This window comes from Stenotrophomonas sp. FBCC-B152, from assembly GCF_059134105.1.
In genome coordinates, this window is the sequence record NZ_CP101442.1 from 3,358,561 (window position 1) to 3,370,904 (window position 12,344).

Consider the following 12,344-nt stretch of genomic DNA (forward strand, 5'->3'; position numbering starts at 1 on the left):
GATCAGGCCTTCTCAGCCATCTTCTTGGCCTTCTCGACCGCTTCTTCGATGCTGCCGACCATGTAGAACGCCTGCTCCGGCAGGTGGTCGTATTCGCCGTCGACGATGGCCTTGAAGCCGCGGATGGTGTCCTTCAGCGACACGTACTTGCCCGGGGAGCCGGTGAAGACTTCGGCCACGTGGAACGGCTGGCTGAAGAAGCGCTCGATCTTGCGGGCGCGCGACACGGCCTGCTTGTCTTCTTCGGACAGTTCGTCCATGCCCAGGATGGCGATGATGTCCTTCAGTTCCTTGTACTTCTGCAGGGTCTGCTGGACGCGCTGGGCGGTGTCGTAATGTTCGTGGCCGATGACCAGCGGGTCCATCTGGCGGCTGGTCGAATCCAGCGGATCCACCGCCGGGTAGATACCCAGCGAGGCGATCGAACGCGACAGGGTCACGGTCGAATCCAGGTGGGCGAAGGTGGTCGCCGGGGACGGGTCGGTCAAGTCATCGGCCGGCACGTAGACGGCCTGGATCGAGGTGATCGAGCCGTTCTTGGTCGAGGTGATGCGCTCCTGCAGGACGCCCATTTCCTCGGCCAGGGTCGGCTGGTAACCCACGGCCGACGGCATGCGGCCCAGCAGTGCCGACACTTCGGTACCGGCCAGGGTGTAGCGGTAGATGTTGTCGACGAACAGCAGCACGTCCTTGCCCTTGCCGTTTTCGTCCTTCTCGTCGCGGAAGTACTCGGCCATGGTCAGGCCGGTCAGCGCGACGCGCAGGCGGTTGCCCGGCGGCTCGTTCATCTGGCCGTACACCATCGCGACCTTGTCCAGGACGTTGGAGTCCTTCATCTCGTGGTAGAAGTCGTTGCCCTCACGGGTACGCTCACCCACGCCGGCGAACACGGACAGGCCGCTGTGCGCCTTGGCGATGTTGTTGATCAGTTCCATCATGTTGACGGTCTTGCCGACGCCGGCGCCGCCGAACAGGCCGACCTTGCCGCCCTTGGCGAACGGGCACATCAGGTCGATGACCTTGATGCCGGTTTCCAGCAGCTCGGTAGCTGGGGACTGGTCTTCGTACGACGGCGCTTCACGGTGGATTTCCCAGCTGTCGCTGGCGGTCACCGGACCGGCTTCGTCGATCGGACGGCCCAGCACGTCCATGATGCGGCCCAGGGTGCCTGCACCGACCGGCACCGAGATGGCGCGTTCGGTGTTGGTGGCCACCAGGTTGCGCTTCAGGCCGTCGGTGGAGCCCAGCGCGATGCAACGGACCACGCCGTCGCCGAGCTGCTGCTGCACTTCCAGCGTGATTTCGGTGTTGTCCACCTTCAGCGCGTGGTACACCTTCGGCACCGACTCGCGGGGGAATTCCACGTCGACGACGGCGCCGATGATCTGAACGATCTTGCCCTGACTCATTGCTGCATCCTCTAATTTAAATGCTTTGACTGCGCGCGTCAGACTGCTGCCGCGCCGCCGACGATTTCCGAAATTTCCTGGGTGATCGCTGCCTGGCGGGCCTTGTTGTAGACCAGCTGCAGGGTTCCGATCAGCTTGTTGGCGTTGTCACTGGCCGACTTCATCGCGACCATGCGGGCTGCATGCTCGGACGCGACGTTTTCCAGCACTGCCTGGTACACCAGCGATTCGACGTAACGCGTCATCACGTGCTCCAGCACGGTCGCGGCGTCGGGTTCGTACAGGTAATCCCAGTCGTGGTGTGCAACCTGCTTCTCGGCCGCCGGCAACGGCAGCAGCTGGTCGAAGCTGGCCTTCTGCGTCATCGTGTTGATGAAGCGGTTGTAGACCAGGTACACGCGGTCGACCTTGCCTTCGGTGAAGGCATCGAGCATGACCTTGATGACACCGATCAGCTGTTCCAGGTGCGGCACGTCGCCCATGTGGGTGACGCTGCCGACCATGTTGACCTTGACGCGGCGGAAGAAGGTGGACGCCTTCTGGCCGATGGTCACCAGGTCGATCTCGGCGCCCTTGTCCTGCCACTCGCGCACGTCGCCGAGCATCTTGCGGAACAGGTTGTTGTTCAGGCCGCCGGCCAGGCCGCGGTCGGAAGAGACCACGATGTAGCCCACGCGCTTCACTTCGTCGCGCTGGACCAGGAACGGATGCTGGTAATCGGTGCTGGCCTGGGCCAGGTGGCCGATCACCTGCTTCATCGCCTGCGCATACGGACGCGACGTCTTCATCCGCTCCTGCGCCTTGCGGATTTTGGAGGCCGAGACCATTTCAAGCGCGCGGGTCACCTTGCGGGTGTTCTGCACGCTCTTGATCTTGGTTTTGATTTCGCGTCCGCTTGCCATCTCTTATTCCCGTAGAGCGGGGCCATGCCCCGCTTTGTCGTTTGCGCAGCGGGGAAACACTCCCCGCCCCACGAAGCGGCTTACCAGCTGCCGGTGGTCTTGAACTCGGAGATGCCCTTCTTGAAGGCCGCTTCGATGTCGTTGTCCCAACCGCCGGTGGCGTTGACCTTGCCGACCAGTTCGCCCTGGGTGTTGGCGAAGTGGGCGTGCAGGCCTTCTTCGAAGGCCAGCAGCTTGTTGACCGGCACGTCGTCGAGGTAACCCTCGTTGACGGCGTAGATCGACAGCGCCTGGTTGGCGATCGACATCGGGGCGTACTGCTTCTGCTTCATCAGCTCGGTCACGCGCTGACCGCGCTCAAGCTGCTTGCGGGTGGCTTCGTCCAGGTCCGAGGCGAACTGCGCGAACGCAGCCAGCTCACGGTACTGGGCCAGCGAGATGCGGATGCCGCCCGACAGCTTCTTGATGATCTTGGTCTGGGCTGCACCACCGACGCGCGACACCGAGATACCGGCGTTCACGGCCGGGCGGATGCCCGAGTTGAACAGGTCGGTTTCCAGGAAGATCTGGCCGTCGGTGATCGAGATCACGTTGGTCGGCACGAACGCGGACACGTCGCCCGCCTGGGTTTCGATGATCGGCAGCGCGGTGAGCGAACCGGTCTGGCCCTTGACGGCACCGTTGGTGAACTTCTCCACGTACTCTTCCGAGACGCGGGCGGCGCGCTCAAGCAGGCGCGAGTGCAGGTAGAACACGTCACCCGGGTAGGCTTCACGGCCCGGCGGGCGCTTCAGCAGCAGCGAGATCTGGCGGTAGGCCACGGCCTGCTTGGACAGGTCGTCGTACACGATCAGGGCATCCTGGCCGCGGTCCATGAAGTACTCACCCATGGTGCAGCCCGAGTAGGCGCTGATGTACTGCATGGCAGCCGATTCGGACGCGGTGGCAGCCACGACCACGGTGTGGGCCAGGGCGCCGTTCTCTTCCAGCTTGCGCACGATGTTGGCCACGGTCGAGGCCTTCTGGCCGATCGCGACGTACACGCACTTGATGCCGGTGTCCTTCTGGTTGATCACCGCATCGATGGCCAGGGCGGTCTTGCCGGTCTGGCGGTCACCGATGACCAGCTCGCGCTGGCCGCGGCCGATCGGGATCATGGAGTCGACGGACTTGTAACCGGTCTGCACCGGCTGGTCGACCGACTTGCGCCAGATCACGCCCGGGGCAACGCGCTCCACCGGCGCGGTGGCCTGTGCAGCGATCGGACCCTTGCCGTCGATCGGCTCGCCGAGGGCGTTGACCACGCGGCCCAGCAGTTCCGGACCGACCGGCACTTCCAGGATGCGGCCGGTGGTCTTGGCCACGTCGCCTTCGCGCAGGTGCTCATAGCCACCCAGGACCACGGCGCCGACCGAGTCGCGCTCCAGGTTGAGGGCCAGGGCGAAGGTGTTGTTCGGCAGTTCGATCATTTCGCCCTGCATCACGTCGGCCAGGCCGAAGATGCGCACGATGCCGTCGGACACGCTGGTCACGGTGCCTTCGTTGCGCGATTCCGCGGCCAGCTTGACCTTCTCGATGCGGTTCTTGATCAGTTCGCTGATTTCGGAGGGGTTGAGCGTGGTTGCCATCGTCAAGTCCTAGTGCCGGCGATGTCGCCGGACGTTAAATGAATTCAGTTAGCGAGCGCGGTCTGCAGGCGCGACAGCTTGCCCTTGAGCGAGCCATCGATCACCACGTCGCCAGCGTCGATCACCGCACCGCCGATCAGCGACGCATCGATGGCGGTGGTGACGTCGACCTCTTGGCCGAAGCGCTTGCGCAGCGCGGCCTTGATGGCGTCCAGCTCAGCGGTGGACAGCTCGGCGGCCGAGGTCACCGTGGCTTTCACCACGTGTTCGGCTTCAGCGCGGAGCTGGTCGTACATGCCTGCGATTTCCGGCAGCAGCGGCAGACGGTGCGCATCGGCCAGGATGGCCAGGAAGCGACCGAACGACTCGCCTGCCGTTTCCGGGGCCAGCAACGCGACGGCATCGTCACGGCCCAGCTCCGGGTTCGACAGCAGGGCCGACACGCGCGGATCGGCGGCTACGTGGGCGGAGAACGCAAGCGCGTCCGACCACGGCGCGAACGTGCCTTCGTCGCGCGCGGTCGCGAACGCGGCGCGGGCATACGGGCGTGCAAGCGTGAGGGCCTGGCTCATCGATCAGATCTCCGAGGCCAGCTCGTCGAGCAGCGCCTTGTGGGCGTTGGCGTCGATTTCGCGCTTGAGCAGCTTTTCGGCACCGGTCACGGCCAGCACGGACACCTGCTTGCGCAGATCCTCGCGGGCACGGTTGGCGGCCAGTTCGATCTCGGCGTGGGCCAGTTCTTTCTGGCGGTTCGCTTCGACGATGGCTTCATTCTTGGCAGCATCAACGATCTGGTTGGCGCGGGCATGGGCCTGGTCGATGATCTCGTTGGCCTTGGTGCGCGCATCCTTTAGTGCTTCGTTGACCTTTTCCTGCGCCTGGGCCAGATCCTTCTGGCTGCGGTCGGCAGCAGCGAGCCCTTCAGCGATCTTCTGCTGGCGCTCTTCGATGGCGTTCATCAGCGGCGGCCAGATCTTGGTCGCGATGATCCAGATCAGACCGGCGAACGCCAGTGCCTGGGCAACGAGGGTAAAACCGATTTCCATGGGGTTCGCTCAATCTGGGGTGATGGGGTGGAGGCGCCGCAGGAGCGGCGCATCCGTTCCTTCATCCGCGATCAGGCGCTCAAGGCGCCTGATCGTTTCGCTTTCGCTGGATCAGCCGGCAACCGGCGGCAGGCGGGTCACGAACTCAGCGATGGTCGGGTTGGCGAAGGCCAGCAGCAGGCCGACGGCGACCGAGATGATGAACGCGGCGTCGATCAGGCCGGCGGTGATGAACATGCGGACCTGCAGCACCGGGATCAGTTCCGGCTGGCGGGCAGCCGATTCCAGGAACTTACCGGCCATGATGGCCAGACCGAGACCGGCACCCAGCGCGGCCAGGCCGATCATGATGCCGACGGCGAGGACGGTGGAGCTCTGGACTTGGGCGAGGTTGGTCAGGACGGCAAAGTACATGGGTTATCTCCGGAAACTTAAGTAGCTAAGGGTAATGAAACGGATGAAGGGTGAAGCGGAAACTCAGTGAGCGTCTTCCGACAGGCTCAGGTACACGATGGACAGCATCATGAAAATGAAGGCCTGCAGCGGAATCACCAGCAGGTGGAACAGCATCCAGCCAAGGCCGAAGGCACCGCCTGCGATGGCGCCCATGATGCCGGCACTGCCCAGCACCCAGATCAGCAGGAACACGATTTCGCCGCCGAACATGTTGCCGAACAGTCGCATCGCCAGCGAGATCGGCTTGCTCAGCCACTCGACGATGTTGAGGATCAGGTTGAACGGCATCATCCACTTGCCGAACGGCGCGGTCAGGAATTCCTTGGTGAAGCCACCCAGGCCCTTGGCACGCAGCGCGAAGAACAGCATCAGGAAGAACACGCTGATCGACATGCCCAGGGTGGCATTGACGTCGGCGGTCGGCACCGGCTTCCAGTACGGAATACCCAGCGCTTCCAGCGGCAGGGCGATGAAGTCGGCCGGGATCATCTTGATGAGGTTCATCAGGAGGATCCAGAAGAAGATCGTGATCGCGATCGGGGTCACCAGCTTGCTGGTGCCGTGGTAGGTGTCCTTGGCCTGGCGGTCAACGAACTCCAGGCAGATTTCCACGAACGCCTGCCACTTGCCCGGCACGCCGGCGGTGGCCTTGCGGGTGGCCATCCAGAAGCCAAACACCATCAACAAACCCATCAGGACCGAAGTCACAATGGTGTCGACGTGAATTGCCCAGAAACCACCTTCCTGCATGTGGAACGTCAGGTTGTGCAGGTGATGTTGGATGTAGGAGGTGGGTGTAAGCGCCTCGCCTGCCATGTGTCCGGAACCTTGAGTTAAATAAATTGGATCAGCGCCTGGCCAGAGCCAGGACCTGGAACATCAGTCCGACGGCGATTCCGGCCAGCAGCGCCAATGCAGGCAGCTTGAAGACCACGAAACCCACCGCCAGGACACCGAATACGAGCGCCCACTTTGCCACTACCGCCAGGATCAGCCGCGACATCGCTGAACCTGCCGCCTGCACCCCGCCCCCCAGCGCCATCCGCGCCGCGACCCAGCCACCTGCCGATACCGCGATGCCCGAGGCCAGCGCGCCAAGCGCGTACTTCGGGCCTGCCAGCAGCAGGAGCACCAGGGCCAGGACAGCCACTGCGGCCAGCGGATACACCGCTGCGCGCAGCATCAGTCGCCGACCCGCGTCAACGGAGTTCAGCACACGTATGTCCTGCATGGTTGTGGGAGGGGTGACCGGGGCTGGAACTGCCTATGCCCCGTCGAGCCGCCAAATTATAGCAACGGGACAATTTGCGAGACAACCTGCGCCTGTTCATCCCGGGCGTCGCAAGTTGCTGCATCGCCACAGATTTTGGCCCGGAAGGGGTCCCGATCCCACCAGTGGCGGCCCCAATTCATGTCGCGCCGCACCATATTGAACTTTGGTCGCGGGGCCCGGTCATAGGCGTGGGCCTGCCAATTCGATCCTCGTCGACGCCCCTGAAGCAGGCCGGTACCGGGCGGCCCCGAGCTCTCTCCGGGGCCGCCTTTTTCCGGCTCGCACCGCAGTGCCGCCGCAACGTGATCGGGCGCACTGTTCGGCCACCTGTCGTATGAACGGTACACACGACGTCCACCATACGTTCACGAATGGTGGACGCGACGGTGCGGCACAGTGATTCCACTTCATTGAATCACTGCAAGGACACCCACGATGCGTCTGCTTCCCCTGCTCGCCCTGCCGCTGGCCATGGCCGCGCTCACCCACGCCACGTCCGCAAGCGCCGCCGAGGGCGACGACCGCTTCGCGCTGCGCCTGGGTGCGATGAACATCGATTCGGACAACACCATTCGCGGCAACACCACGGTGCTCGGCCAGGACGTGGGCTTCTCGGAAGACTTCAAGCTGGGTGGCAAGGAGTGGGAGCCGCGCATCGACGGCCTGTTCCGCATCAGCGACCGCCAGCGCCTGATCTTCAACTACTTCAAGTACGACAAGGACCGCCGCGAGACGCTCGATGACGGCATCAGCTTCGGCGGTGAAACCGTGCCGGCCGGCAGCTTCGTCAAGGGCGAACTGAAGTACCAGGTGGCCAGCCTGGTGTATGACTACTCGGTGGTGGACACCGAGAAGTTCGACCTGGGCCTGCAGCTGGGTGCGGAGTACGCCAAGGTGAGCACCAAGGCCTATGCCGACCTGGGCACCGTGTACGAAGGCCAGTTCCTGGACGAGAAGGCCGACGGCGTGGCGCCGGTGGTGGGCGCCCGCTTCACCGTGACCCCGTCCGAGAAGTGGATGATCACCGCGCAGGGCCAGTACCTCAACACCAAGTGGGGCAACTTCGATGACTACGACGGCGACCTGACCCGCGCCAACGTGATCGTGGACTACAAGTTCACCGATAATTTCGGCATCTTCGCCGGCTACGACTGGTTCAAGCTGGACGTCGACCAGACCGGCAGCGATGGCACCATCGGCCTGAAGCAGGAGTTCAAGGGCCCGGTTGCAGGCATCAGCGTCATGTTCTGATCCAACCGTTGGTTGGTGTGTTACCGCACAAAAAACCCGGCGTTGGCCGGGTTTTTTGTTTGGATCATTTTTTCTTCGGAATGTACAGATCGGTGATGGTGCCGTCGTAGATTTCCGCGGCCATCGCCACCGATTCGCTCAGCGTCGGGTGGGCGTGGATGGTGTGGCCGATGTCTTCGGCTTCGGCGCCCATCTCGATCGCCAGGCCGATCTCGGCCAGCAGGTCACCGGCATGCACGCCGACGATCGCGCCGCCGATGATGCGGTGGGTTTCTTCATCGAAGATCAGCTTGGTGAAGCCTTCGGTGCGGCCGATGCCGATCGCGCGGCCGCTGGCGGCCCACGGGAACTTGGCCACGCCCACCTTCAGGCCCTGCGCCTTGGCTTCGGTTTCGGTCACGCCGACCCAGGCGATTTCCGGGTTGGTGTAGGCCACCGACGGAATCACCCGCGCCACCCACTCCTTCTTCTCGCCGGAGGCCACTTCGGCGGCCAGCTTGCCCTCGTGCGTGGCCTTGTGGGCCAGCATCGGGTTGCCGACGATATCGCCGATGGCGAAGATGTGCGGCACGTTGGTGCGCATCTGGCGGTCCACCGGAATGAAGCCACGCTCTGTGACGCCCACGCCGGCCTTGTCGGCACCGATCTTCTTTCCGTTCGGCGAGCGGCCCACGGCCACCAGCACGCGGTCGAAGGTGCCCTGCTCCAGGCCCGGCTTCTCGCCTTCGGCAGCGGCTTCGAAGGTCACGGTGATGCCCTTCTTGTCCGCGCTCACGCCGGAGGCCTTGGTCTTCAGGTGGACCTCGACGCCCTGCTTCTTCAGGCGGTCAGCCAGCGGCTTGACCAGGTCCTTGTCGGCACCGGGCATCAGCTGGTCCATGAACTCCACCACGGTCACCTTGCTGCCCAGCGCCGCGTACACGGTCGCCATTTCCAGGCCGATGATGCCGCCACCGACCACCAGCAGCGAGCCGGGAATGTCGGCCAGTTCCAGCGCGTCGGTCGAATCCATCACGCGCGGGTCGTCCCACGGGAAGTTCGGCAGCTTCACCGCCTGCGAACCGGCAGCGATGATGCACTGCTGGAAGCGCAGCAGCTGGGTCTTGCCGTCGTCGCCGACGATTTCCAGCTCATTGGCCGAGACGAAGGTGGCCACGCCCTGCACGGTGCGTACCTTGCGCTGCTTGGCCATGCCGGCCAGGCCCTTGGTCAGCTGGGTGACCACCTTTTCCTTGTAGCCGCGCAGCTTGTCCAGGGTGATCTTGGGCGCGCTGAATTCCACGCCGAAATCGCCCGCGTGGGCCACTTCATCGATCACTGCGGCCGCATGCAGCAGCGCCTTGGAGGGAATGCAGCCCACGTTGAGGCACACGCCGCCGAGGCTGGCGTAGCGCTCGATCAGTACGGTATCCACGCCCAGGTCGGCCGAGCGGAACGCGGCGGTGTAACCGCCCGGGCCCGCGCCCAGCACCACCATCTGGCATTCGATGTCAGCGGGCTTGCCCGACGACAGCGCCGGCTGCGGCGCGGCCGGCTCGGCCGGGGCGCGGTGCGACGGGGTCACCGGCGGCTTGCTGGCCGGTGCGGCGGCCTTGGGCGCTTCAGCCGCAGGCGCGGCCGGTGCGGCAGCGGCGCCTTCGGCGTCCAGCACCACCACCACGTCGTCCTCGGACAGCGTATCGCCGAGCTTGACCTTGATTTCCTTGACCACGCCGGCCGCCGAGGACGGCATCTCCAGGGTGGCCTTGTCCGATTCCAGCGTGACCAGGCCCTGGTCCTTCTTCACCGTGTCGCCCACGGCGACCAGCAGTTCGATCACCGGCACCGCGCTGTAATCGCCGATGTCGGGAACCTTGATTTCAATAGCGGCCATTGTTCTTCTCCTGGGTCTCAGCCGGCGTTGCCGGCGAGCAGTTGCTGCAGCTCGTCGAGCGACTCGTCCAGATCCTGCCAGCGACGGTCGAGCTTCTTTTCCTTGGTGTCGCTGGCTTCGATCAGCAGCGCCACCTGTTTCATCATCAGCTTGCCGGCGCCGCACTCCCAGCGCGGACCGCTGTAGCGTTCGCCAGCCACCTGGAAGGACAGCACCTCACCGTCGGTCACCGGCGCCTTGCGCCCGGCGGGCACGCCCGACACCAGCGCGGCCTGCCAGCTGCGCAGCAGGCGCTGGGCCAGCGCGGCGGGGATGGCGACCTGGTACTGGTCCGGCTCCTGGTCCACGCGCAGCTCCACGCCACCACCGCGTGCACTGTTGTTCCAGTTGTACACGCGCTTGTCGGCCTTGCTGTAACGCAGGGTCCACGCCTGGTCCTGGGTGCCGGGCAGCAGCGACACGCCGGTTTCCACCCCGCCCTTGGGCAGGATGGTCAGCGCCAGCGAGGGCTGCACCTTGCCATCGAACAGGGTTTCCACGGCCTGGCCGTAGTTGCCCACGGCCGGCGGCCAGCCGTGGCCCAGATCGGTCGTGCACGCGGCAGACGCGCCGGGTGCGACGACCAACGCGGCCAATGCCACCGCAATGCCCGCCAGGCGCTGCCTCACAGCAGCACGCGCCGCATGTCGGCCAGCACCTGCGACAGGTACGTGGTGAAGCGCGCGGCCAGCGCACCGTCGATGACGCGGTGGTCGTAGCTCAGCGACAGCGGCAGCATCAGCTTCGGGGCGAATTCCTTGCCGTTCCAGACCGGCTGGATCGAGGACTTGGACACGCCCAGGATGGCCACTTCCGGCGCATTGACGATCGGGGTGAACGCGGTGCCGCCGATGCCGCCCAGCGAGCTGATCGAGAAGCAGCCGCCGCTCATGTCGGCCGGGCCCAGCTTGCCGTCGCGCGCCTTCTTGGCCAGCTCGCCGGTTTCCTGCGCGATCTGCACCACGCCCTTCTTGTCGACGTCGCGGATCACCGGAACGACCAGGCCGTTCGGGGTGTCAGCGGCGAAGCCGATGTTGAAGTACTTCTTCAGGGTGAGGTTTTCACCGGCCGCATCCAGCGATGCGTTGAATTCCGGGAACTGCTTGAGCGCCGCGGCGCTGGCCTTGATCAGGAAGGCGAGCATGGTCAGCTTGATGCCGGCCTTCTCGTTTTCCTTGTTGAGCGCCACGCGCAGGCCTTCCAGGTCGGTGATGTCGGCCTGCTCGAACTGGGTGACGTGCGGGATCATGGCCCAGTTGCGCGCCAGGTTGGCACCGGAAATCTTCTTGATGCGCGACAGCGGCTGGGTTTCCACCTCGCCGAACTTGCTGAAGTCGACCTTCGGCCACGGCAGCAGGTTGAGCCCACCACCGGCGGCGACCGTGCCACCGGCAGCGGCGGTGCCACCGCCGGTCAGCGCCGACTTGACGAACTTCTGCACGTCGGCCTTGGTGATGCGGCCGCCCTTCTCGGTGCCGGTCAGCTGGTTGAGGTCCACGCCCAGCTCGCGGGCGAACACGCGCACCGCCGGGGTGGCGTACGGCACCTTGGACGGCAGCACGCTGTCGGCGTTGAACTGCACCGGCGGGCTGCTCGGGGCGCCGGCCGAGGGGGCGCTGGCGATCTCGCGCGCCGCCAGCTTGTCCGGCTGCGCCGGCACGGCGACCGGTTCCACTTTGGTGCCGGTTTCAGCAGCGGCCGGGGCCGCGGCAGCAGCGGCCTGGGTCGGGGCCGGTGCGGCAGCACCGTCGGCCTCGATGATGGCCACTACCTTGCCCTGCGACAGGGTGTCGCCGACCTTGACCTTGATTTCCTTGACCACGCCGGCGACCGAGGACGGCACTTCCATCGTGGCCTTGTCCGACTCGAGCGTGACCAGGCCCTGGTCCTTCTTGACCGTATCGCCGACGGCGACCAGCACTTCGATGACCGGGATGTCGGTGTAATCGCCGATGTCCGGCACCAGCGCTTCCACCGGGCCACCACCGGCAGCAGCCGGTGCAGCGGCGGGCGCGCTCTGGGTGGCCGGCGCCGGGGCGGCGGCCGCAGCCGCCTTGGCCGGGGCGGGTGCCGGCGCAGCGGCCGGGGCCGGCGCGGCGGCAGCGTCGGCCACTTCGATCAGCGCCACGACCTTGCCCTCGGACAGGTTGTCGCCGACCTTGACCTTGATTTCCTTGACCACGCCGGCGACCGAGGACGGCACTTCCATCGTGGCCTTGTCCGACTCGAGCGTGACCAGGCCCTGGTCCTTCTTGACGGTGTCACCAACGGCGACAAGCACCTCGATTACCGGGATATCGCTGTAGTCACCGATATCGGGGACAAGTGCTTCCTTGATTTCGGCCATGGGGATAACTCCGGCAATCTGGTGTAGGGAATCGCCTATTGTGGGGGCATGAGGCGTCAGCGCCAACCAGCTTGGGCAATTTTCAATGCCTCTGTCCCGGGACAGCCTGTTGCAGCAGGG

General features: G+C 65.0%; 12 protein-coding genes. 1 reads left to right on the forward strand and 11 read right to left on the reverse strand.

What is annotated here, in order from left to right; genetic code table 11:
* Positions 1 to 2: 2 nt before the first annotated feature.
* The 8 genes from atpD to NMB40_RS15430 form a co-directional block, all read right to left on the reverse strand.
* The gene (gene atpD / locus NMB40_RS15395) at positions 3 to 1,409 is read right to left on the reverse strand and encodes a F0F1 ATP synthase subunit beta (RefSeq protein ID WP_068854097.1); all 1,407 of its coding nucleotides are present in this window, start codon (positions 1,407 to 1,409) and stop codon (positions 3 to 5) included.
* 38 nt (positions 1,410 to 1,447) lie between these two features.
* Entirely contained in the window at positions 1,448 to 2,311 is an 864-nt protein-coding gene (gene atpG / locus NMB40_RS15400; protein WP_068854098.1) for a F0F1 ATP synthase subunit gamma, read from the reverse strand.
* An 80-nt stretch (positions 2,312 to 2,391) separates the two neighbouring features.
* Positions 2,392 to 3,939, reverse strand: a complete 1,548-nt coding sequence (gene atpA / locus NMB40_RS15405; protein ID WP_068854099.1) for a F0F1 ATP synthase subunit alpha — start codon at positions 3,937 to 3,939, stop codon at positions 2,392 to 2,394.
* A gap of 44 nt (positions 3,940 to 3,983) precedes the next feature.
* Positions 3,984 to 4,511, reverse strand: a complete 528-nt coding sequence (locus NMB40_RS15410) for a F0F1 ATP synthase subunit delta (RefSeq protein ID WP_448143610.1) — start codon at positions 4,509 to 4,511, stop codon at positions 3,984 to 3,986.
* Positions 4,512 to 4,514: 3 nt separating this feature from the next.
* Entirely contained in the window at positions 4,515 to 4,985 is a 471-nt protein-coding gene (locus tag NMB40_RS15415; protein ID WP_068854101.1) for a F0F1 ATP synthase subunit B, read from the reverse strand.
* Positions 4,986 to 5,096: 111 nt separating this feature from the next.
* Positions 5,097 to 5,399: a F0F1 ATP synthase subunit C gene (gene atpE, locus NMB40_RS15420; protein WP_068854102.1), complete on the reverse strand. Its 303-nt coding sequence runs from the start codon at positions 5,397 to 5,399 to the stop codon at positions 5,097 to 5,099.
* Positions 5,400 to 5,462: 63 nt separating this feature from the next.
* On the reverse strand, positions 5,463 to 6,257 hold the full coding sequence (atpB, locus tag NMB40_RS15425; RefSeq protein WP_068854103.1) for a F0F1 ATP synthase subunit A: 795 nt from the start codon (positions 6,255 to 6,257) through the stop codon (positions 5,463 to 5,465).
* A gap of 31 nt (positions 6,258 to 6,288) precedes the next feature.
* A complete protein-coding gene (locus NMB40_RS15430) occupies positions 6,289 to 6,657 on the reverse strand; it encodes a hypothetical protein (protein ID WP_176472592.1) in 369 nt (122 codons plus the stop codon).
* A gap of 492 nt (positions 6,658 to 7,149) precedes the next feature.
* Here NMB40_RS15430 and NMB40_RS15435 point away from each other — a divergent pair, with 492 nt between their 5' ends.
* On the forward strand, positions 7,150 to 7,965 hold the full coding sequence (locus tag NMB40_RS15435; RefSeq protein WP_494358978.1) for a hypothetical protein: 816 nt from the start codon (positions 7,150 to 7,152) through the stop codon (positions 7,963 to 7,965).
* Between the two features lie 64 nt (positions 7,966 to 8,029).
* Here NMB40_RS15435 and lpdA read toward each other — a convergent pair whose 3' ends face one another.
* From lpdA to aceF, 3 genes are read right to left on the reverse strand one after another with little or no spacing between them, the layout of a single operon-like run.
* Positions 8,030 to 9,838: a dihydrolipoyl dehydrogenase gene (gene lpdA / locus NMB40_RS15440; RefSeq protein WP_494358979.1), complete on the reverse strand. Its 1,809-nt coding sequence runs from the start codon at positions 9,836 to 9,838 to the stop codon at positions 8,030 to 8,032.
* Positions 9,839 to 9,855: 17 nt separating this feature from the next.
* Positions 9,856 to 10,506 carry a hypothetical protein gene (locus tag NMB40_RS15445; RefSeq protein ID WP_448143612.1) on the reverse strand — a complete coding sequence of 217 codons (651 nt, stop codon included), beginning with the start codon at positions 10,504 to 10,506 and terminating at the stop codon, positions 9,856 to 9,858.
* Positions 10,503 to 12,224: a dihydrolipoyllysine-residue acetyltransferase gene (gene aceF, locus NMB40_RS15450; protein WP_494358980.1), complete on the reverse strand. Its 1,722-nt coding sequence runs from the start codon at positions 12,222 to 12,224 to the stop codon at positions 10,503 to 10,505. Before aceF ends, NMB40_RS15445 begins: the two co-directional genes overlap by 4 nt.
* Between the last annotated feature and the right edge of the window lie 120 nt (positions 12,225 to 12,344).

What these genes read in the sequence shown, in the direction of transcription:
- atpD (WP_068854097.1), bottom strand. Translation starts at nt 1,409, where the DNA reads ATGAGTCAGGGCAAGATCGTTCAGATCATCGGCGCCGTCGTCGACGTG.
- atpG (WP_068854098.1), bottom strand. Translation starts at nt 2,311, where the DNA reads ATGGCAAGCGGACGCGAAATCAAAACCAAGATCAAGAGCGTGCAGAAC.
- atpA (WP_068854099.1), bottom strand. Translation starts at nt 3,939, where the DNA reads ATGGCAACCACGCTCAACCCCTCCGAAATCAGCGAACTGATCAAGAAC.
- NMB40_RS15410 (WP_448143610.1), bottom strand. Translation starts at nt 4,511, where the DNA reads ATGAGCCAGGCCCTCACGCTTGCACGCCCGTATGCCCGCGCCGCGTTC.
- NMB40_RS15415 (WP_068854101.1), bottom strand. Translation starts at nt 4,985, where the DNA reads ATGGAAATCGGTTTTACCCTCGTTGCCCAGGCACTGGCGTTCGCCGGT.
- atpE (WP_068854102.1), bottom strand. Translation starts at nt 5,399, where the DNA reads ATGTACTTTGCCGTCCTGACCAACCTCGCCCAAGTCCAGAGCTCCACC.
- atpB (WP_068854103.1), bottom strand. Translation starts at nt 6,257, where the DNA reads ATGGCAGGCGAGGCGCTTACACCCACCTCCTACATCCAACATCACCTG.
- NMB40_RS15435 (WP_494358978.1), top strand. Translation starts at nt 7,150, where the DNA reads ATGCGTCTGCTTCCCCTGCTCGCCCTGCCGCTGGCCATGGCCGCGCTC.
- lpdA (WP_494358979.1), bottom strand. Translation starts at nt 9,838, where the DNA reads ATGGCCGCTATTGAAATCAAGGTTCCCGACATCGGCGATTACAGCGCG.
- aceF (WP_494358980.1), bottom strand. Translation starts at nt 12,224, where the DNA reads ATGGCCGAAATCAAGGAAGCACTTGTCCCCGATATCGGTGACTACAGC.